The sequence below is a fragment of the Bacillus sp. DU-106 genome (assembly GCF_004799705.1).
Classification (GTDB): domain Bacteria; phylum Bacillota; class Bacilli; order Bacillales; family Bacillaceae_G; genus Bacillus_A; species Bacillus_A cereus.
This window is the reverse complement of the sequence record NZ_CP026607.1, coordinates 4,586,876-4,605,288: the sequence shown is the minus strand read 5'-3', so window position 1 is coordinate 4,605,288 and position 18,413 is coordinate 4,586,876. Positions and strand designations below refer to the sequence as shown.

The following is an 18,413-nucleotide window of genomic DNA, read 5'->3' as shown; positions in this document are numbered from 1 at the left end:
AAGACGAGATCCTATAGGATTTCGTCTTTTTTCTTTTGGATGTATTTTAAAACTCCATCTGGATATAATATTTTTTCTTTCTGAATGAATGCCGTAATAGGAATCCATTTCGCATACGCTACTGTTTCTTCATCTTGTATATTTAATATTTTCATTTCATATAGTGACGTGTCTAATAAACGCAAAGAATATAGTTGAATGATTTCATGACCAATGTCTCCATCGAGATGAAAGACATTTTCTAAACACCCTAAATAATTGGTGATTTCTATCTCCGTATGAAGCTCTTCTTTAAACTCCCGAATAACAGTATGTGCTGATTTTTCACCAAGTTCAATTGAACCGCCAAGAGGACGATAATATATTTCGCCTTCTGTATAATATTCTTGTACGAGAAGGCGATCTTGATGTATAGCAAGACCGAAAGCTTTTGCACGTGGATACATATAGAATCATTCCTTATTTGTTTTGTATAAGGACGATTATAATGTATGGTGTGATAAAAGTATCGTGTATTTAAGTGTGCGGTCTAATTGTAATTCCATCAAATAAGTCTTTCCAAAATGCTTCATTGTATTGGTATACATCCATAATAGGACATTTCATAACGCAAATACGTTGTAATCCCCAATCTTCTTGGGTGATAGTTGGTATATCGGCAGGAATTAGTAACAGGACAGAGAATGTATGTGTAACGATTTGAGATAAAATTTGTTCTAGGGAACATGCTTCTTCATATGTTCCTCCAGTTCGAATAAATAATATGGATTCTGCCGTTTCAATTGTAGCTAGAAAACGATTAATACGATGTTCATAGTTTAACTTAATTTCTGTATAAGAAGGCCAAGAAGTTGGTGTATTTACATCTGTTTTAAAGTCATGACAGGAGTCAATTTCATAAAGGTTGTCCCTTAATCTTAATTTTGCATCATCATCCCAAAATGAGATGAAGGATAAATTTTCGAAATTTAAAAAGCGGTCAAATCGATTTTGTAATAATACATTCACTTTTTCTAATGAGGGACTTAGCATAAAATCAATAACGCCAAAAAATGGTGATAATTCTAATTGATATAATGCCCAAGCGGGCCAGCAGTTTTGTCCTAAGCTGAATACCGCATTATATTCTTTTTTTATATCGGATAGATTCATGTGATTTATCTCATCCTTTTTGTTAATATTTTATGCCATTCAAAAATGGTATGTGAATAAAGATAGACAAGCATATTTGCAAAGAATAAGCAGAAATATGTTACAATAGAAAAAAATCGAACGAGGTGGTTGTTACGATGCGATCGAAGCGAGAACAAGCCATTTTAGACAATATAAAAGAATGGGAAGCGCAATTAGTTGAGCAAGAAGCGACCGATTTTCAAAAAGTGTTTGATAAATGGTTACATGCTACAGTTGCGAAATTACCTGAGAAAAAGCGAAAAGAATTCTTCACGAAAGCAGATGGATGGCTCTTTCATTTGCATGCATTTATTCAAAGTTCACAAGCACAGTTAGATGCACGTAATCGGATTTTAGGAACATCAAGGTTATTTGATGAATCGATTGAACAGCTTGAAGATTTGAAAGCATTATCTATTGATCAATTAACATACATAGCAGAGCAGCAAACAGCACGTCATCGTCTATATTCATTTGTACAAGGTGGGGCAACAGGTGCTGGAGGTTTATTATTATTAACGGCGGATTTTCCGGTTATGATCGCGTTAAATGTGAAGGCAGTCCAACTTATTGCAACATCATTTGGACATGATGTGAACAAGCCGTATGAAATGATGCTTGCGTTAAAGGTGTTTCATGCGTCATTACTACCAGGAAGACTTCAGCAATATGCATGGTACAATTTATTGCAAGAGCTGGAGCAAGAAGATTCGTTCTTTTACGAAGGAGACGAAGCAGTGCTACAAACAGCTTCTACTGAGGTTGTGTTAAAACAAATTTTGAAGACATTTTCGATTTATGCTCTTCGTCGTAAATTATTCCAAGGTATACCGGTAATTGGAATGGCAATTGGATCTACAGTGAATTATCGTTTAACAAGAAACGTTACTGAATTTGCAAATAGATTTTATCAAGTGCGCCATATAGTCGAGAAAGAAAAAAGAGCATAAAAAAAGCGAGAGGCCGAAGCCTTTCGCTTTTTTAATTCGTTGCATGTTTTTTGGACATTGGAACAGATACTGGCTGCTTTTCTGCTGTTTTTTCTGTTTTTGGATAATAAATTAAATCCAATGTTTTTGCCTGTACGGCAATCGAAAGAATAGTAAAAGCAATTTCTGTCCAATTTAAATAATATAATGAAAGCGCAAGAACAATCGCGTCAAAGACGAAGAAAATTTGCCCAATTGTAAAACGAGTTCGTTTACTTAATACAATTGTTAAAATATCGTCTCCACCGGTTGCACCGCCAAATCGTAATATAAAACCGAGTCCAATACCAGCTAACGCACCGCCAACTACTGCAGCTATAAATAAGTTATTTGATAAATCTACCGTAAATGGAGAATAATTTTCCATAAAGGAATAAAATACTCCGAATGAAATTGAACCTAGGAATGAATAACCAACCATTTTTCTACCTAAAAATGAAGCGCACAGTAAAATAATTGGGATATCCATTAATACAGTTGAAATAGATGGTGAAATATCATAAAAGTTTTGAATGAATAGTGCAATTCCTACAAAGCCACCTTCTGTTAAGTGGTTTTGGAAGTGAATGTGATATAGCGCTGCTGCTAAAATAAATGAACCGATTAAAACCATAAAAATTTCTTTAATAATTTGCCGACTTTGGATGTTCCTCATCGTTATTCCTTCTTTCCGTAGTTAGTAGTCCTTTTTGTGTTGTAAACTAACTACGAGCTCACATGTAGCTTTCAGTTAGTTTACGAAAAAACTAACTACGCTATATGTCGCTGAAGAAATAACGAATAATCCTCTCGTCCATCAATTCTCCCTACCTTCGTTTTAGTTTAAGTCTTAAAACGACTAAACAAAACGTGGAGTAGGATTCGTCATTTAGCAATCCTGCTCTTCTTTGTTTTGTTTAGTTAGTAACAATTAAGTCCTAAACAAAACGCTATGTGTAAGAAGAGTCTTTTTTTTGCCAAATTATCCTTCGGGCAATCATAATTTCCCCACTCTCGTATTTTTTTCGCTAGACTAAAGTATCTGAGCTAAAAAATACGCTACGTGTATGATTCGTCAATACGATGCCACATGCTCCTTCGAGCGATCATGATATCAAAATCCCTTCCTTCAAGATTTATACTATTATATCATACTTTTAAAAAATGTATGCGGATGGAAACCGACAATAAACGGAGGGAATCTACAAAAAATGTTATGTTTAAATATTTTTGTAGAAAAGCCTAAGTTATTTCGGAGGATTGGACAGTTTGTAACGGTTTGTCCAATAAGTAAGAAAAAAAGGGTTTTATTCAGTTGTATTCTTTTCATCACTTTTATCTTTAAAAAACGCATCCCAACTAATCACACTTAAAAAAGTTAAAGCAATAATAACGAAAGCACGCATAAGCTTTAGACCCCCCTTTGTACATAGTATATGAATCATTCGATTCGGAATGTGTCATTTTTTTACAAGTCTTAACTGTTATGAGATTATATTAATATAGATAGATGAAGGGGAGAGTGAAGGTATGCTAAAAGACATGTTCAAAAGAAAAGAATTAATATGCATTTCATGTCAGAAAAAAATTCAATATGAAGAAGAGCTTGTTGCTTTTGTAAAGTTGCCGGAAGAAAGAAGTATATTAGTTGGTCCATTCGATGTATGTTTGGCGAAAACAGCACAAGAAATATATTGTAAATCATGTTACGACAAAAAAGCATGACCCAAAGTAATTGAGGGGCATGCTTTTTTCATTGGTGTGCTTTCCCCTCAGATACATTTTGAGTGAGTCGATACCAAAGCCAAAGGTCATTAATGATTGAAGCAAGATCGGCAATTTCTGAATTTAGTTTACAAGAAACTTCGAAGTCTTCTTCGTTATTTAAATAATGTTGTTTTGTATTAATATAGTGCTCAAGTTCTTTTATACGATCAGGAATTTTCCCGCGAACTTGTTCCCATTTTAGTAAAATAGCATGCTGAATTTTTTCGGGGATATCTTCCCAATCTTCTTGTAAATGAGGAATTTCAATTCCTAGATGATCATCGTATAAGAAATACTTTTCCATAAGTTCACCCCCGTTGTCCTGCTTATATTGTACAGAAAAACTGAAAGAAGTTCGACGAAATTGTTTGAAAAAATTTGAAAATGACTCTTGATACATTTTGTGAAAGGTGGTAAAGTGTGAATTATTATAAAAGAAAATGAATATTTATTCTTAGGGGGATGCAAAATGGAGAAGAAAAAAGTTGTATTAGCATATTCCGGAGGTCTTGATACTTCCGTTGCAATTAAATGGTTACAAGAGAAGAATTATGATATTATCGCGCTTTGTTTAGACTTAGGGGAAGGTAAAGACTTAGCATTTGTAAAAGAAAAGGCACTTTCAGTAGGTGCAATTAAATCATATATGATTGATGTTCAAGAAGAATTCGCGAATGAATATGCATTGATGGCGATGCAAGCACACACATTATACGAAGGGAAATACCCTCTTGTCTCTGCATTATCTCGTCCGCTTATTGCGAAGAAATTAGTAGAAATCGCAGAACAAGAAGGCGCAACTGCAGTTGCACACGGATGTACAGGGAAAGGAAATGACCAAGTTCGTTTTGAAGTTTCTATCCAAGCATTAAATCCTTACTTAGAAGTGATTGCACCTGTACGTGAATGGAAGTGGTCACGTGAAGAAGAAATTGCCTATGCAAAAGAAAACGATGTACCAATTCCGATTAATTTAGATAGCCCGTTTTCAATCGATCAAAACTTATGGGGACGCAGCAACGAATGTGGAATTTTAGAAGATCCATGGGCAGCGCCGCCAGAAGATGCATATGAGATGACATTGGCATTAGAAGATACACCGAATAAACCAGAGTTTGTAGAAATCGGATTTGAAGCAGGCGTACCGACTACTTTAAATGGCACTGCATATTCACTTGCAGAATTAATTAAAACGTTAAATGCGCTTGCTGGAAAACACGGCGTTGGACGTATTGATCACGTAGAAAATCGTCTTGTCGGTATTAAATCTCGTGAAGTATACGAATGCCCAGCAGCAATGACGTTAATCACTGCGCATAAAGAGTTGGAAGATTTAACACACGTAAAAGAAGTAGCACATTTTAAACCAGTGATTGAACAGAAAATAACAGAACTTATTTATAATGGTTTATGGTTCTCGCCTTTAAAACAAGCGCTTCATGCATTTTTACAAGAAACGCAAAAGAATGTAACAGGTACAGTGCGTGTGAAATTATTTAAAGGTCATGCGATTGTAGAAGGACGTAAATCTGAATACTCTTTATACGATGAAAAATTAGCAACATATACTGCTCAGGACGAATTTAATCATGATGCAGCAGTTGGATTCATTTCATTATTCGGTTTACCGACGAAAGTATACAGCCAAGTGAATCAAAAGAAGGTGGAAGCGTGAGCAAACTTTGGGGCGGACGTTTTACAGAAGAAGCGGAAGCATGGGTTGAAGAGTTCGGAGCATCCATCTCCTTCGATCAACAATTAGTAAATCAAGATATAAATGGGAGTATGGCACACGTAACGATGCTAGCAAAGCAAGGCATCGTTACGCAAGAAGAAGCAGAGAAAATAAAGATAGGTCTTCAATATTTATTGAAAGAAGCAAAAGAGAATAAGCTACAATTTTCAGTAGAAGCAGAAGATATTCATTTAAACATCGAAAAAATGTTAATTGAACAAATTGGCGAAGTAGGAGGAAAACTTCACACTGGCCGAAGTCGTAATGATCAAGTAGCGACAGATATGCATTTGTATTTAAAAGAAAAGGTAGAACATATTATAAAAGCTACAAAGCAATTGCAAACTGTTCTTGTTCAACAAGCAGAAAATAATATTGAAACCATTATGCCGGGCTATACGCACTTGCAGCGTGCCCAGCCGATTTCATTTGCTCATCATATTCTCGCTTACTTTTGGATGTTAGAGCGTGATGTGAATCGTTATGAAGATTCGTTAAAACGTATTAACATTTCGCCATTAGGAGCAGGAGCGTTAGCTGGAACGACATTCCCCATTGACCGAGAGTATAGTGCGGAGCTTCTTGGATTTAATGGAATCTATGAAAATAGTTTAGATGCAGTAAGCGATCGTGATTTCATACTGGAGTTCCTAAGTAACTCCTCTATGCTTATGATGCACTTATCACGCTTTTGCGAAGAACTTATTTTATGGAGTAGCCAAGAGTTTCAATTTATTGAAATGAGCGATCAATATGCAACGGGAAGCAGCATTATGCCGCAAAAGAAAAACCCGGATATGGCGGAACTAATCCGTGGTAAAACAGGCAGAGTATACGGTAATTTATTCAGTTTACTCACAGTAATGAAAGGATTACCGCTCGCTTACAATAAAGACTTACAAGAAGATAAAGAAGGAATGTTTGATACAGTTAAAACAGTAGAAGGATGCCTTCATATTATGGCGGGCATGCTTGAAACGATGACTGTAAACAAAGAAAAAATGGGGCAAGCTGTGACGCAAGATTTCTCCAACGCAACAGAAATTGCTGACTATTTAGCGAACAAAGGACTACCATTCCGTCAAGCTCATGAAATTGTTGGAAAGTTAGTGCTATATTGCACACAAAAAGGAATTTATTTATTAGATGTCTCTCTTGAAACATATAAAGAAATGAGCTCCTTATTTGAAGAAGATTTGTATGAAGTGCTGTCACCATATGCAGCTGTAAAGCGTCGTAACAGTGCTGGCGGGACTGGGTTTGAACAAATCAAAAACGCTTTGGAGAAGGCGAAGGGGTTAACGAAAGAAGTTATTAAGAATTGAGTTGGGAAGTACGCCAGTCTAGTAAAGTCTGGCGTACTTTATTTTTTACTAGTATTTAAGTTACAATGTAGTAAAAAATAACAATTTAGGGGAAGTCTATGAAAAAAATAGTGTTGATCATTGTACTGTTAATTAGCTTAATTGCAAATGCTAAAGTGTTTCTTTTGGACAAATATATGTATGTTGGTGAAAAAGAAAAGCGAGAAGAAGCGGTTATCGCAACGATGTGGCATTTACAAGATAAAGGATATAAAGAAAGTGATATTTTATATATAAAACCGGCCTTTTATAGCAAAATGGATTCTTATGGTATGAATGTACAGTTTAAAGATGAACCAAATGAATCATATACATATAGAGTTTTAAAAGATGCGAAAACAAATAAACTAACTGTACACCAAGATAGCAATGAGTCTGGTGGTATGGGCGGGAAACATCAAGAGCTTAAATAAAGAAAGAAAACGACTGATGGCATTCGCCTGCAGTCGTTTTCTTTTAATCATACTTATGTCGATCTTCCGTAATTCGAATATACTCAATATCCATCAAATCACGAAGTAATGCACCATTACTTAGTTCAACGCCGTGCTTCTCTTTAAAATGAGTGCGAATCGTATCTAGCATTTCAATTTCTTTGCCGTTCACATCTAAAATAATGCGTTCAGAATCATCCATATAGCATCCTCCTTTTTTACACATATATATTTTGTCCGTCTATTTCTAAAAAATGTATGTTAACGTAATGTTAGGAAATAAGAAAGGGATGGAAAATGAGACGTATTTATTTTATAGGGCTAATTTTGTACACATTCATTGTATTACATGTTGCATTCCCAAATATCTTTTCATTTGAGGATTTAGAAACAGTACACGTTGCGATATTTATTTTTGCTCTATTTGTGGTAGATTGCTTTATTTCTATATGGCTTTCGAAAAGAAAAGATATACAAGGCAAAAAAGAAATGGAACGGAAAAAGAGAAAACGTTCCTTTTGGATGATGACATACTGTTTGTCTTTAGTGCTTACTGCTGCTTTTTTTAGTGAACATATTCCATTAGAAAGAGTAAATATTGGATTTGGAGCATTCGTATTCGCATACTATTTTTTTATGCACTTTCTTCCTTATATGAAAGAAAAGCGAGGAGAAGAGGAAAATCCGCTTGTAGAAGAAGAGAAAGAACAAGAGCATAAGAGAATAGAAGGGGATATAAAGAAACTTGGAGAACAAAAGTGGTATTTAAAATCAAAAATCATATACGTTCTTTGCTTTATTACGCCGCCAATTGGTTATTTGTATGTTTTCTTATTTCGTAAAAAAATGACAGAAGGTGCAAGGCGAACGTACTTAACGGTTGCGACGATTATGATGGCATTATGGTCTTTGAAGTTTCTTCCGCCTTATGTGTTGGCAATTACCGTTGTTGTCGTAGCATGTCTTTTGTTTATAGTGAAGTTTATAAAATGAAAAACACCAAGCCTATGTGGACTTGGTGTTTTATCTATAAATTAAAGCTCACCTTGCTCTTCATCACCACGAACAACAAGGACATCGCATTTCGCATAGCGAATAATATGTTCAGAGACGCTACCAATTAGGAAACGCTCAACAGCATTTAAACCAGTCGCACCACACATAATTAAATCTACTTTATGGTTTGGAGCGATTTCTTTTGAAATTTTTGATTTAGGATTACCGAATTCTAATACAGTTTCAATTTTTTCAAGACCAGCTTCAAGCGCAGTTTTTTTGTAGTCTTCTAATAGGTCTTCTGCAAATAGATTTGCACGTTCCGCAATTGCACGGCTATAAGCTTCTACTGCTGAGTATGCTTTTACATCAACGATATGAGCAATTGTTAATGTTGCATTGTTGCGCTTTGCGACTTGAATTGCTTTTTTAAAGGCTTTTTCTGCTTCTTTAGAACCATCCACCGCGATTAAAATATTTGTATATGTATTATTCATAGTAAATTCCTCCCAATCTGTTTTATAACTGTTTACAACTTAATTATAAAACAAATTTTGGTAACGTGCTTGCCAGAAACGTTACAGAATTTTGAAAACTCTGTTTCAATTCATTTTAGTTGTAATTGGAGCGAGAACTTGTTACATATGAAGTATAGCAATTTAAAAGGGGGCAGTTTTGTGAGACATGCGCTCATTACAGCCGGTACGAAAGGTTTAGGAAAGCAAGTAACAGAAAAGTTATTGGCTAAAGGCTATTCAGTAACAGTAACGTACCATAGCGATATCACGGCTATGGAAACGATGAAAGAAACATATAAAGATGTGGAAGAGCGTCTACAATTCGTGCAAGCGGATGTCACGAAAAAGGAAGATTTACATAAAATAGTAGAAGAAGCGATGAGCCGTTTTGGCAAAATTGACTTTTTAATTAATAATGCTGGTCCATATGTATTTGAACGAAAAAAGTTAGTTGATTATGAAGAAGATGAATGGAATGAAATGATTCAGGGAAATTTAACAGCGGTATTTCATTTATTAAAACTTGTCGTTCCGGTCATGAGAAAACAGAACTTTGGCCGTATTATTAATTACGGATTTCAAGGGGCGGATAGTGCACCGGGATGGATTTATCGTTCAGCTTTTGCCGCAGCGAAAGTAGGACTTGTTTCATTAACGAAAACAGTTGCTTATGAAGAAGCGGAGTATGGTATCACTGCGAACATGGTATGTCCTGGTGATATTATTGGCGATATGAAAGAGGCAACTATTCAAGAAGCACGTCAGCTGAAAGAGCATAACACACCGATTGGTAGATCTGGAACAGGTGAAGATATTGCAAGAACCATTTCGTTTTTATGTGAGGACGATTCCGATATGATTACCGGTACAATTATTGAAGTGACTGGTGCAGTGGATGTTATTCATAGACATCGATAGAATAAAATAAGATGAAGTTTCGAATAATTGGACAGTTTATCCATTGTGCTGAGAGGTGCGGATAATACTGTCCTTTAATATAAAATTAAATCTATCGGAAAACTCGTGTTATTTTTTTGTCAAATATTGAGATATTATGTTAAAATATAAGAGCGTAGAAAGCGCTTTAAAAAATGATTCAGGGGTCATTTCATAACTCAAGGGGGAACTAATCATGCGTATCGGTATTCCAACAGAAATTAAAAACAATGAAAACCGTGTGGCAATGACGCCAGCGGGAGCAGTACATTTAGTACAAAATGGTCACGAAGTTTTTGTTCAAAAAGGAGCAGGTTTAGGATCTGGCTTTACAGATGAAGAATACGTACAAGCTGGTGCGAAACTTGTAGAAACTGCTGAAGAAGCATGGAATCAAGATATGGTTATGAAGGTAAAAGAGCCAGTAGCAAGTGAATACGGCTATTTCCGTGAAGGCTTAATCTTATTCACATACTTACACTTAGCTCCAGAACCAGAATTAACGAAAGCATTAATCGATAACAAAGTTGCATCAATCGCATACGAAACAGTACAATTAGACAATCGTTCTTTACCATTACTTGCACCTATGAGTGAAGTGGCTGGTCGTATGTCTGCACAAATCGGTGCACAATTCCTTGAGAAAAACAAAGGCGGTAAAGGTATTTTACTTGCAGGCGTTCCAGGGGTAAAACGCGGCAAAGTAACAATCATCGGCGGTGGTCAAGCTGGTACAAACGCAGCTAAGATTGCAGTAGGTTTAGGTGCAGATGTAACAATCATTGACTTAAGTGCAGAACGTCTTCGTCAATTAGATGATATTTTCGGTAACCAAGTAAAAACATTAATGTCTAATCCATACAACATTGCAGAAGCTGTTAAAGAATCTGACCTTGTTATTGGAGCAGTATTAATTCCGGGTGCAAAAGCGCCAAAACTTGTAACTGAAGAAATGATTCAATCAATGGAACCAGGTTCTGTCGTTGTAGATATCGCGATTGACCAAGGTGGTATTTTTGAAACAACTGATCGTATTACAACTCATGACAACCCAACTTACGAAAAACATGGCGTTGTTCATTATGCAGTTGCTAATATGCCAGGTGCAGTTCCACGTACGTCAACTCTTGCGTTAACAAACGTAACAGTACCATATGCAGTACAAATTGCTAACAAGGGCTACAAAGAAGCTTGCTTAGGCAACACTGCATTATTAAAAGGTATTAACACATTAGATGGTTATGTAACATTCGAAGCAGTTGCGGAAGCTCACGGCTTACAATACGCTGATGCAAAAGAGCTTCTTGAAAAAGCTCCTGCTTTATCATAATAGAAATACATTTGAGACCTTCCTTTTCGTGAGGAGGGTCTTTTTTATATGGAGAAATAACATGTGAATAATTGTTATTTATTGGTGTAAATCGATTTTTATTATGATAATTTAGAATTATATAATAAAAAGAGGGGATTCGATGGGGAGCAAAAAGAGGAAGAAAAAACAGGCAAAGAGACAAAGGTATATAAAGAACAAAAAGGAACAGAACATACCTTTTTCACAAAAAGTAGTCATTACGATAGAGAAAACATTTCGGTATATTTGTATGGCTCTGTATGTAATTTTGTGTATGTATTCATTTGGAGTGTTTTACAGTTTTGGGATAACTCCCAATATTATTGAGAGCATTCTAGAATTTATACTTGTTGTAATAGAATTAGCCTTATTCGTTATACTCTTTGCTACAGTATGGCCTAGTCATGAAAGTAAAAAAGATAGAAAAAGAAGCAAAAAATCTTCATACGCTTCAAGCTCATCAAGTGGATTCGGTGACTACAGTAGCAATGACTGTAGTAGCTCAAGTGATGGTGGAGGAGATTGCGGAGGTGGTGGAGATTAAGTTAGTTTTTTAGAAGAACGACTAATGAAAGGATGGGACGAAAGATGGAGACTGTGAACTTAATAGAATTAACAAAGGATATTAAAGATCAACATAAAAACTTCGTCGTTTCAAATATAAACAGTCATTGCTTACGAATCGCTGTATTTACTGGTGAATATGATTGGCACTATCATTCTAATTCGGATGAATTATTTATTGTGTTAGAGGGAGAATTACTTATTGATTTTGAAGATGGAGAAACAGCGGTTTTAAAGCCAAATGATTCAATCTTAATTCCAGCATGTAAGATTCATAGAACGAGAGCATTAAAGAGAACTGTAAATCTTTGTTTTGAACATATAGAGGCGGATACGATTAAAGTGGAGCAATTATGAAAAAATTATCCGTAGCCGAGTATAGAAAAATCCTTCCGATTTTAGAAAGTCATACAAAAACGACGACGTTTGCTTATGCGGTATGTGATCAAGTGATAGATGGTGAGGTTTTTGCAAACGAGAAATTAACAGCAGGATTAATTATTACAGCTAACGGTATCTATTATTTATTTGGTGATACTGATGATCAAAATTATAACGAAGAGTTATTTTCATATTTAAAAACAGCTATTGAGAAAACAGAGAAGAGATTTACACTCTTTACTTCAAGTGAAGATTGGGAAATGATGTTAGAAGAGCGTTTTAGTAATACACTTCGGAACATCCCGCGAATGAAATTTCAAAGAGTAACCTTTGAGGAGAGAAAACGAGATTTTAACAAAAATACATATGAAGTGAAGCGTATTGATAGAAGAGATATAGAGCGAAGCAGTGAATTTAAAGAGGAGTACTACAAAGAATATTGGGGATCAAAAGAAACGTTTTTGAATAGTGGTTTTGGATTTTGTATAGAACAAGATGGGATAATTGTAGCTGAATGTGTCTCGATATTTAGCGGGAATGGTTATGCTGAAATAGATATTGCAACACATGAAGCGCATCAAGGGAAAGGATTAGCTCAAGCTGTTGCAACACGGTTCATTGAACATTGCATGCAAAATGATATTATACCGAGCTGGGATTGTTATGTAGACAATATTCCTTCGCGAAAATTAGCTAGTAAATTAAGTTTTTATCATCCAATAGAATACAGTTTGTTTGTACGTAAGAAAACGGGGGAAGAAAAATGAATGTAGAATTAACGAGATTTAAAGTTAAGCCTGGTAAGAGTCATCGAGTAAATGAATGGATGCAGCTTCTGAATGACAATATGAAAGAAGTACTTTTGACATTAAACGACGAAAAGATGTACGTTGAGACAATTTTCCGGGAAATAAGAGATGGAGAAGAGTACTTATATTGGTATTCTGTGCAAGGAGAAGGTGGGGCTCTTGTCGAAAATTCTCATTATGAAATTGATAAAAAGCACTTGGAATTTTGGTATGAGTGTATTGATGAAGAAGCACCCTCTGTTGATATGAAAACAGAAGTCGTTATGATTCAAGATGTTGTGAAGGACGCGATGAAATAATAGATTGGTATTTTATAACCGTAAAATGGTCATCTTTTTGGTTGGAATATATATTATTGGAGATGCTGTAGGATGAGAATTAGTAATAAATATATCACTCTCGATGAAATAGAAGTAATAAGAGAACCTTTAAATAAATTGCATGAATATCATAATAATACATCAAGGCATTTTTCTGGTGACTATCCAAGAATGACATTTGAGGAACGTATTGAAATTTATAAACAAAATTCAAAGTATGGAGAGTATAGAATTGAATTATTAGTTGAGGCGGAAACAGATAATATATTAGGATGTTGTATAGCGTATAGCAAAAGTGTAAACGGAAAGATTGAAGTTTTATTCGTTGATGAAAGATACCGAAGAAACGGATTTGGTTTGAAATTAATGAATAGTGCAGTGGAATGGTTTAAAGCGAAGAAGATAGATGAAATTGAATTAACAGTAGTGTACGGAAATGAAGCTGTATCGTTTTATGAAAAGCTGGGGTTTTATCCTCGTTCAATTATTATGGAAACTAAGTCATAACGATAGTATGGAGAGAGATGAGTGAGAGTTTTTGTTTCAAAAAAGTGATTTATATGTTAATAAAATATATGTGAAGGGCGCATCAAAATAGATGTGCTTTTTATTATGATAAAAATGTAGAACAGCTGTATTTGGATATCTTTAAGTAAAAATAAAAGGGATATTAAGAATCTTTTAGGACAAACTATAAAGAAATAAAAAACACCAAACCAAAAGACCTACCAATATACGGTGTAGTCGTAACAGGCAAAACAGAGGATTTACAAAGTTTACAAGGAGCACCATATATTAAGGCTGCTGTAAGAGGTGTAACAGTTGAGAAATATTGATTACAAGCAATTAATGTGAATAATCAGAAAATTTATGTTATAATATGGGAAAAGGAGGTTTATATGAGGCAAATACATGGAGCAATTTATATTTACATAACAATGTTTTTCGTGGCGGTATCCTATGGATTGGGGCACGTGTATTCGCATCCTATACTAACTTTTTTAAGCGGAGCATGTATGGCGTTTGCGCTTCTTGTCCACCTTTTCTCAGTTTGGATCGTGAAATTTCAATTAAATATTAGTGAAATAGAAGAAGGCACTTTTTGAGTGGCCTTCTTTTTTTAATAATATTTTGGAAGTTCTTGTAGCAATTTTTCAATTTCGCATTCTGTTTCTTCGCATATAGAAAGCTTGCGCAGTCTGAAAAATAAGCTGCGTAAGAAAGATTTTATATTTCCGTATAGAAACTCGTATGATTCAATATGTAATGTTTGTTTTTGAACGGGTAATTGAGCTACTAAATCACGAAGGGCTAATATGAGTGCTTCTTCCTTTAAGCCATTTTGTAGCATTGCGACAATCGGATAAACGATACGTTCATCTTCTTCATATTTGTAATAGATGGAATGAACACAAACTTTGTTTAATAAAGTTTGTAATATTTCTTCGTAATATAAAGTTTCCAGTTTAGGACTATTCACAAGCGCCTCAAATGTATCAGAAGCATGAGCGATACTATGTGCCCAGCCGTGTTTTTGCACATATCCCCGGAAATCATGTTCGTTGTTCATATATAGAATTAGTTGATCTTTTACATTTGAAATATCAGTCTGTGATAAGAAATTATGATTTGTATCAGCATCAATAATGAGGGCGATTAATAATGTTGTAAATGCTCGGGTAAATACCGCATCTTCATCATCTGAATGAATCTTATACAATAAATATTTTTCACCGATGCTTTCTAATAATAGTTTCTGTAATTGTGTGTGTGAAAGATATTCCTTCTTGATGAGATGAAAAAAGTAGAGTAGATGAGTTTGTCCCTTAAATAGCTATCAGTATCGCCAATTTGCTCAAGCATATTGGAACTTAAAGAATCAATGTTAAGTGTGTTATCCAGTATGTAATTATTATTACGAATTTCTTCTAACTGTTGTTGTAACATATAAACCCCATATTTTAGAAAATTCTGTATTTTAATAGTATAATAGAAGGAAGAAATAGACAATAAATAAGTGCATTTGAATGGAGGGGCATGATGAAGAGAGCGTTATTCTTTTTCATTAGTATTTTCTTTTTAGGAAGCTGCTCGATTTGGTATTTTACTTTTTCTAGCGAGAGCAAAAGTTGGACTGGACAATATAAAGGGCATATTAAGGATGACAGTGAAGATGGAATGTTTACGTTTCAATATAAGGGCGGGGATGGAAAGACAGAATTTAAAAACTTAGAGATTGCTATTAATGGAGCCTTTAGTACAATGACACAAACGTCAGAAGTTCATAGAGGAGCAAAGGTTGAAATGAAGTCTTCTTGTGTAAGTTGCGCGCCTGTCTCTAAAGATGAACCTATAGAAGTTGTGATTAAATGGGATGATAAGTATGAGGAGAAGATGGTGTTAAATTTGAAATAGCCTAGAGTAAGGAGTTAAAAATGAATAGGCATATGAAAATTGTTATGTTTTTAAGTGTATTTCTAGTCGTATTATCAGCGTGTGATACAAAACAAGTAGAGCAAGTAACGGTAAAAGAAGTACCTAAAGAAGGGTATATCATATTAAGAAATGACACGATGTTTTTTGCCGATGATAAAACGGTTGAAACAAAAGTAGAGTTGCAACATTATATAGAACAACAAATGAATAAAGAGCATCCAGCACATATAGTCTTGAGCTTTAAGGACAAAGACGCATATAAACAGTTAAAAACAGGGGATAAAATAAAAGTATGGTTTTCTCAAATACTTGAAAGTTATCCAGCAAAAATGATTGTAGAGAAATTTGAAATAGTAGGGAAATAGAAAAAGGCAGCACTCCCGCTGCCTTTTTCTATTATTTTACAAATTGTAACTCTTTCGGGAATTTCGTTAAAATTTCTGATCCGTCTTTTGTGATGTAAATATCATCTTCAATACGAACGCCACCTACGTTTGGTACGTAAATACCAGGTTCGATTGTGAAGACCATACCTTCTTTTAATGGAGACTCGTTACCAGCTTTTACATCTGGATATTCGTGTACGCTAATTCCAAGTCCGTGACCAAGTCGGTGTGGGAAGAAGTCTCCGTAACCTGCATCTGCGATAACAGAACGAGCAGCGTTGTCGATTGCGCCAAGTGTAACACCTGGTTTACATGCTTCAACTGCTTGTAGTTGTCCAGCAAGTACAGTGTTGTAAATACGAGTTTGTTCTTCAGAAATCTCGCCGAATGCCACTGTACGTGTAATATCAGAGCAATAACCGTCAATGATTACGCCTAAATCAAATAGTACGAAATCACCGCGTTTCATTTTGTTTGCGCCAGGAATACCGTGTGGAAGAGCTGAGTTCGCACCTGCTAATACCATCGTATCAAATGACATTTTATGTATGCCTTTTGTTTTTAATTCGTGTTCAATAATTGCTAATACTTCTAGTTCACTACGATCTTCTTTAATTGCATTTACACCAACTTCAACAGCATAGTCCGCCATTTTAGCTGCTTCGCGTAAAATAGAAAGTTCTTTTTCATCTTTAATTAAACGAAGTTCGCGAACTTTCTCCTCAGCTGATTTGAAAGCTGCATTTGGGAATAATTTCGTTAATTCTTCGTAGCGCTCTACGTTTAAATGTTCTTTTTCAATTGCAACTGCATTTGCATTGATGCCGCGGTCTTTAATTGCTTTTGCAATCATATCCCATGGTCTGTCAGTATCAGTAAATCCGATAATTTCATGTGCCCAGCCAGCGTTACGTGCTTGACCTTCTTCCATTTTAGGGCAAATTAAAATAGGTTCTTTTTCTTGGAATACAAACATACCAAGTAATCTTTCGTGTGGTTCACAGTGGAAGTTTGTCATGTAGAAGACGTTTGGTGTAGAAGTTAAGAACGCAGCTTCTACGTTTTTTTCTTTTAGCCATTGCATTAAATTTTCTAATCTAGCATTCATCGATTGGCACCCCCGAGATATTTAATTACAAATATAACTTTAACTCGGAAGAAAGCGTTATGACAAGTAAATAGATGTTAGAAAAGACAGGGAATTGAAAAATCATGTAGAATACAAAGTGAGAATGTGAACAGGGGAGGAATGTAATAATGAAAGTATCTTATCATGGACATTCAGTTGTGAAAATTGAGGCGAATGGAAAAGTTATTTTAATTGACCCGTTTTTAACAGGTAATCCGAAAACAGATTTAAAAACTGAAGATGTAAAAGTGGATGCAATTCTTTTATCGCATGGACACGGTGATCATGTTGGAGATACAGTAGAACTTGCGAAGAAAAATAATGCAGTTGTTGTAGCGCCATTTGAACTAGCAACATTTTTAAGTTGGCAAGGTGTAAATACACACCCGATGCATATTGGTGGTTCACATGAATTTGACTTCGGAAAAGTGAAGTTTACACAAGCATTCCACGGCTCTAGTTATATTGATGAAGAAAATAAGACGATTACATATACAGGTATGCCAGCAGGTATTTTATTTACAGCAGAAGAGAAAACTGTATACCACGCAGGAGATACTGCACTATTCTCTGATATGAAGTTAATTGGGGAATTAAATAAAGTTGATCTAGCATTTTTACCAATTGGTGATAATTTCACAATGGGGCCAGAAGATGCTGTACTAGCGGCAAAATGGATTAATGCGAAAACTGTTGTACCGATGCATTACAATACGTTCCCAGTTATTGAACAAGATCCATATCAATTTGTAGAAAAGCTACAAAATTGTACAGGGAAAGTATTAGAAGCTGGAGAAAGTATTACACTATAGAAAAGAAACCCTTCATTTGAAAAGAAAAGTGAAGGGTTTTTTACGTGTGTAGGACAGCTTTTAATGCTTGTATTTGTTTTGGTGATTCTTCTCTTTTGGTACGTGGTTGTTCAGGTGTTTCATTCAATTCCATTGCAACTTTTTTCCCATCTACGAAAGCTAAAAATACAGCACCTACAACCTCTAAAAGTTTTTTCATCATGTGTTCGCTCCTTTGTTTTATTTCTTGTCTTAATTGTATAGGCAATTAAGTGGGCGAACTATCGAATGAGATGACAATAGCATTACATTGTTGTAATAGAATGACTGGTGGAATGTAAGCGTCATTTTGTTA

General features: G+C 35.1%; 25 protein-coding genes and 2 pseudogenes. 18 read left to right on the top strand and 9 right to left on the bottom strand.

Annotation, left to right across the window (positions count from 1 at the left end):
• Positions 1-11: 11 nt before the first annotated feature.
• Positions 12-446 carry an NUDIX hydrolase gene (locus tag C3Y97_RS23435; RefSeq protein ID WP_000283485.1) on the bottom strand — a complete coding sequence of 145 codons (435 nt, stop codon included), beginning with the start codon at positions 444-446 and terminating at the stop codon, positions 12-14.
• A 70-nt stretch (positions 447-516) separates the two neighbouring features.
• Entirely contained in the window at positions 517-1,152 is a 636-nt protein-coding gene (locus tag C3Y97_RS23430; protein ID WP_001053728.1) for a DUF1796 family putative cysteine peptidase, read from the bottom strand.
• A gap of 137 nt (positions 1,153-1,289) precedes the next feature.
• Between C3Y97_RS23430 and C3Y97_RS23425 the strand changes: the two genes are divergently transcribed.
• Complete coding sequence (locus tag C3Y97_RS23425) at positions 1,290-2,123, top strand: EcsC family protein (RefSeq protein ID WP_001256850.1); 834 nt, start codon at positions 1,290-1,292, stop codon at positions 2,121-2,123.
• Positions 2,124-2,154: 31 nt separating this feature from the next.
• On the opposite strand, the gene C3Y97_RS23420 is transcribed toward C3Y97_RS23425, so the two are convergent.
• The gene (locus C3Y97_RS23420) at positions 2,155-2,817 is read right to left on the bottom strand and encodes a YitT family protein (protein WP_001244515.1); all 663 of its coding nucleotides are present in this window, start codon (positions 2,815-2,817) and stop codon (positions 2,155-2,157) included.
• Positions 2,818-3,671: 854 nt separating this feature from the next.
• On the opposite strand from C3Y97_RS23420, the gene C3Y97_RS23410 reads away from it, so the two are divergent.
• A complete protein-coding gene (locus C3Y97_RS23410; protein ID WP_000910272.1) occupies positions 3,672-3,866 on the top strand; it encodes a hypothetical protein in 195 nt (64 codons plus the stop codon).
• Between the two features lie 28 nt (positions 3,867-3,894).
• Here C3Y97_RS23410 and C3Y97_RS23405 read toward each other — a convergent pair whose 3' ends face one another.
• Positions 3,895-4,212, bottom strand: a complete 318-nt coding sequence (locus tag C3Y97_RS23405; RefSeq protein WP_071740841.1) for a radical SAM protein — start codon at positions 4,210-4,212, stop codon at positions 3,895-3,897.
• Between the two features lie 165 nt (positions 4,213-4,377).
• Between C3Y97_RS23405 and C3Y97_RS23400 the strand changes: the two genes are divergently transcribed.
• From C3Y97_RS23400 to C3Y97_RS23390, 3 genes are all read left to right on the top strand, one after another.
• Positions 4,378-5,583, top strand: a complete 1,206-nt coding sequence (locus C3Y97_RS23400) for an argininosuccinate synthase (protein WP_000412315.1) — start codon at positions 4,378-4,380, stop codon at positions 5,581-5,583.
• A complete protein-coding gene (gene argH, locus C3Y97_RS23395) occupies positions 5,580-6,968 on the top strand; it encodes an argininosuccinate lyase (protein ID WP_017656263.1) in 1,389 nt (462 codons plus the stop codon). Before C3Y97_RS23400 ends, argH begins: the two co-directional genes overlap by 4 nt.
• Positions 6,969-7,066: 98 nt before the next feature.
• On the top strand, positions 7,067-7,420 hold the full coding sequence (locus C3Y97_RS23390) for a DUF3139 domain-containing protein (protein ID WP_000725032.1): 354 nt from the start codon (positions 7,067-7,069) through the stop codon (positions 7,418-7,420).
• 43 nt (positions 7,421-7,463) lie between these two features.
• Here the strand turns inward: C3Y97_RS23390 and C3Y97_RS23385 are convergent, their stop codons facing one another.
• A complete protein-coding gene (locus C3Y97_RS23385; protein WP_000342760.1) occupies positions 7,464-7,643 on the bottom strand; it encodes a hypothetical protein in 180 nt (59 codons plus the stop codon).
• A gap of 95 nt (positions 7,644-7,738) precedes the next feature.
• On the opposite strand from C3Y97_RS23385, the gene C3Y97_RS23380 reads away from it, so the two are divergent.
• On the top strand, positions 7,739-8,434 hold the full coding sequence (locus tag C3Y97_RS23380) for a hypothetical protein (RefSeq protein ID WP_001252878.1): 696 nt from the start codon (positions 7,739-7,741) through the stop codon (positions 8,432-8,434).
• Positions 8,435-8,475: 41 nt separating this feature from the next.
• Here C3Y97_RS23380 and C3Y97_RS23375 read toward each other — a convergent pair whose 3' ends face one another.
• Positions 8,476-8,934, bottom strand: a complete 459-nt coding sequence (locus tag C3Y97_RS23375) for a universal stress protein (protein WP_001066673.1) — start codon at positions 8,932-8,934, stop codon at positions 8,476-8,478.
• A gap of 147 nt (positions 8,935-9,081) precedes the next feature.
• Between C3Y97_RS23375 and C3Y97_RS23370 the strand changes: the two genes are divergently transcribed.
• From C3Y97_RS23370 to C3Y97_RS23330, 9 genes and pseudogenes are all read left to right on the top strand, one after another.
• The gene (locus tag C3Y97_RS23370) at positions 9,082-9,873 is read left to right on the top strand and encodes an SDR family oxidoreductase (protein WP_002024902.1); all 792 of its coding nucleotides are present in this window, start codon (positions 9,082-9,084) and stop codon (positions 9,871-9,873) included.
• A 214-nt stretch (positions 9,874-10,087) separates the two neighbouring features.
• Positions 10,088-11,221 carry an alanine dehydrogenase gene (gene ald, locus C3Y97_RS23365; RefSeq protein ID WP_001219403.1) on the top strand — a complete coding sequence of 378 codons (1,134 nt, stop codon included), beginning with the start codon at positions 10,088-10,090 and terminating at the stop codon, positions 11,219-11,221.
• Positions 11,222-11,363: 142 nt separating this feature from the next.
• Entirely contained in the window at positions 11,364-11,786 is a 423-nt protein-coding gene (locus C3Y97_RS23360) for a hypothetical protein (RefSeq protein WP_000534945.1), read from the top strand.
• Positions 11,787-11,830: 44 nt separating this feature from the next.
• On the top strand, positions 11,831-12,163 hold the full coding sequence (locus C3Y97_RS23355) for a cupin domain-containing protein (RefSeq protein ID WP_000450925.1): 333 nt from the start codon (positions 11,831-11,833) through the stop codon (positions 12,161-12,163).
• A complete protein-coding gene (locus C3Y97_RS23350; RefSeq protein WP_000736743.1) occupies positions 12,160-12,954 on the top strand; it encodes a GNAT family N-acetyltransferase in 795 nt (264 codons plus the stop codon). Before C3Y97_RS23355 ends, C3Y97_RS23350 begins: the two co-directional genes overlap by 4 nt.
• Positions 12,951-13,295: a DUF6176 family protein gene (locus tag C3Y97_RS23345; protein WP_001100217.1), complete on the top strand. Its 345-nt coding sequence runs from the start codon at positions 12,951-12,953 to the stop codon at positions 13,293-13,295. Before C3Y97_RS23350 ends, C3Y97_RS23345 begins: the two co-directional genes overlap by 4 nt.
• A gap of 72 nt (positions 13,296-13,367) precedes the next feature.
• Positions 13,368-13,823, top strand: a complete 456-nt coding sequence (locus tag C3Y97_RS23340) for a GNAT family N-acetyltransferase (protein ID WP_001222930.1) — start codon at positions 13,368-13,370, stop codon at positions 13,821-13,823.
• A 167-nt stretch (positions 13,824-13,990) separates the two neighbouring features.
• Positions 13,991-14,152, top strand: a pseudogene (locus C3Y97_RS23335) (anti sigma factor C-terminal domain-containing protein); the annotation flags it as partial.
• Positions 14,153-14,215: 63 nt separating this feature from the next.
• Positions 14,216-14,422: a hypothetical protein gene (locus C3Y97_RS23330; protein WP_001248908.1), complete on the top strand. Its 207-nt coding sequence runs from the start codon at positions 14,216-14,218 to the stop codon at positions 14,420-14,422.
• Between the two features lie 14 nt (positions 14,423-14,436).
• Here the strand turns inward: C3Y97_RS23330 and C3Y97_RS23325 are convergent.
• Positions 14,437-15,263 (bottom strand): annotated as a pseudogene (locus C3Y97_RS23325) (DUF2785 domain-containing protein).
• 93 nt (positions 15,264-15,356) lie between these two features.
• On the opposite strand from C3Y97_RS23325, the gene C3Y97_RS23320 reads away from it, so the two are divergent.
• Positions 15,357-15,731, top strand: coding sequence for a hypothetical protein (locus tag C3Y97_RS23320; RefSeq protein WP_000816718.1), 375 nt, complete (start codon positions 15,357-15,359; stop codon positions 15,729-15,731).
• A 20-nt stretch (positions 15,732-15,751) separates the two neighbouring features.
• Positions 15,752-16,117 carry a DUF3221 domain-containing protein gene (locus C3Y97_RS23315; protein ID WP_001079377.1) on the top strand — a complete coding sequence of 122 codons (366 nt, stop codon included), beginning with the start codon at positions 15,752-15,754 and terminating at the stop codon, positions 16,115-16,117.
• Between the two features lie 31 nt (positions 16,118-16,148).
• On the opposite strand, the gene pepQ is transcribed toward C3Y97_RS23315, so the two are convergent.
• On the bottom strand, positions 16,149-17,246 hold the full coding sequence (gene pepQ, locus C3Y97_RS23310) for a Xaa-Pro dipeptidase (RefSeq protein ID WP_000994026.1): 1,098 nt from the start codon (positions 17,244-17,246) through the stop codon (positions 16,149-16,151).
• A 149-nt stretch (positions 17,247-17,395) separates the two neighbouring features.
• On the opposite strand from pepQ, the gene C3Y97_RS23305 reads away from it, so the two are divergent.
• Positions 17,396-18,079 (top strand): metal-dependent hydrolase, encoded by a 684-nt coding sequence (locus C3Y97_RS23305; protein ID WP_000868927.1) that lies wholly within the window; start codon positions 17,396-17,398, stop codon positions 18,077-18,079.
• Positions 18,080-18,119: 40 nt separating this feature from the next.
• Here the strand turns inward: C3Y97_RS23305 and C3Y97_RS27930 are convergent, their stop codons facing one another.
• Positions 18,120-18,281: a hypothetical protein gene (locus C3Y97_RS27930; protein ID WP_000976303.1), complete on the bottom strand. Its 162-nt coding sequence runs from the start codon at positions 18,279-18,281 to the stop codon at positions 18,120-18,122.
• Positions 18,282-18,413: the final 132 nt, after the last annotated feature.

Bases quoted from the DNA above. Each gene is read 5' to 3' on its own strand.
- C3Y97_RS23320 (WP_000816718.1), top strand. From the start codon at position 15,357: ATGAAGAGAGCGTTATTCTTTTTCATTAGTATTTTCTTTTTAGGAAGC.
- C3Y97_RS23390 (WP_000725032.1), top strand. From the start codon at position 7,067: ATGAAAAAAATAGTGTTGATCATTGTACTGTTAATTAGCTTAATTGCA.
- C3Y97_RS23425 (WP_001256850.1), top strand. From the start codon at position 1,290: ATGCGATCGAAGCGAGAACAAGCCATTTTAGACAATATAAAAGAATGG.
- C3Y97_RS23400 (WP_000412315.1), top strand. From the start codon at position 4,378: ATGGAGAAGAAAAAAGTTGTATTAGCATATTCCGGAGGTCTTGATACT.
- C3Y97_RS23360 (WP_000534945.1), top strand. From the start codon at position 11,364: ATGGGGAGCAAAAAGAGGAAGAAAAAACAGGCAAAGAGACAAAGGTAT.
- pepQ (WP_000994026.1), bottom strand. From the start codon at position 17,246: ATGAATGCTAGATTAGAAAATTTAATGCAATGGCTAAAAGAAAAAAAC.
- C3Y97_RS23380 (WP_001252878.1), top strand. From the start codon at position 7,739: ATGAGACGTATTTATTTTATAGGGCTAATTTTGTACACATTCATTGTA.
- C3Y97_RS23355 (WP_000450925.1), top strand. From the start codon at position 11,831: ATGGAGACTGTGAACTTAATAGAATTAACAAAGGATATTAAAGATCAA.
- C3Y97_RS23305 (WP_000868927.1), top strand. From the start codon at position 17,396: ATGAAAGTATCTTATCATGGACATTCAGTTGTGAAAATTGAGGCGAAT.
- C3Y97_RS27930 (WP_000976303.1), bottom strand. From the start codon at position 18,281: ATGATGAAAAAACTTTTAGAGGTTGTAGGTGCTGTATTTTTAGCTTTC.
- C3Y97_RS23405 (WP_071740841.1), bottom strand. From the start codon at position 4,212: ATGGAAAAGTATTTCTTATACGATGATCATCTAGGAATTGAAATTCCT.
- C3Y97_RS23330 (WP_001248908.1), top strand. From the start codon at position 14,216: ATGAGGCAAATACATGGAGCAATTTATATTTACATAACAATGTTTTTC.
- ald (WP_001219403.1), top strand. From the start codon at position 10,088: ATGCGTATCGGTATTCCAACAGAAATTAAAAACAATGAAAACCGTGTG.
- C3Y97_RS23340 (WP_001222930.1), top strand. From the start codon at position 13,368: ATGAGAATTAGTAATAAATATATCACTCTCGATGAAATAGAAGTAATA.
- C3Y97_RS23315 (WP_001079377.1), top strand. From the start codon at position 15,752: ATGAATAGGCATATGAAAATTGTTATGTTTTTAAGTGTATTTCTAGTC.
- C3Y97_RS23375 (WP_001066673.1), bottom strand. From the start codon at position 8,934: ATGAATAATACATATACAAATATTTTAATCGCGGTGGATGGTTCTAAA.
- C3Y97_RS23350 (WP_000736743.1), top strand. From the start codon at position 12,160: ATGAAAAAATTATCCGTAGCCGAGTATAGAAAAATCCTTCCGATTTTA.
- C3Y97_RS23435 (WP_000283485.1), bottom strand. From the start codon at position 446: ATGTATCCACGTGCAAAAGCTTTCGGTCTTGCTATACATCAAGATCGC.
- C3Y97_RS23385 (WP_000342760.1), bottom strand. From the start codon at position 7,643: ATGGATGATTCTGAACGCATTATTTTAGATGTGAACGGCAAAGAAATT.
- C3Y97_RS23430 (WP_001053728.1), bottom strand. From the start codon at position 1,152: ATGAATCTATCCGATATAAAAAAAGAATATAATGCGGTATTCAGCTTA.
- C3Y97_RS23410 (WP_000910272.1), top strand. From the start codon at position 3,672: ATGCTAAAAGACATGTTCAAAAGAAAAGAATTAATATGCATTTCATGT.
- C3Y97_RS23345 (WP_001100217.1), top strand. From the start codon at position 12,951: ATGAATGTAGAATTAACGAGATTTAAAGTTAAGCCTGGTAAGAGTCAT.
- C3Y97_RS23420 (WP_001244515.1), bottom strand. From the start codon at position 2,817: ATGAGGAACATCCAAAGTCGGCAAATTATTAAAGAAATTTTTATGGTT.
- C3Y97_RS23370 (WP_002024902.1), top strand. From the start codon at position 9,082: ATGAAGTATAGCAATTTAAAAGGGGGCAGTTTTGTGAGACATGCGCTC.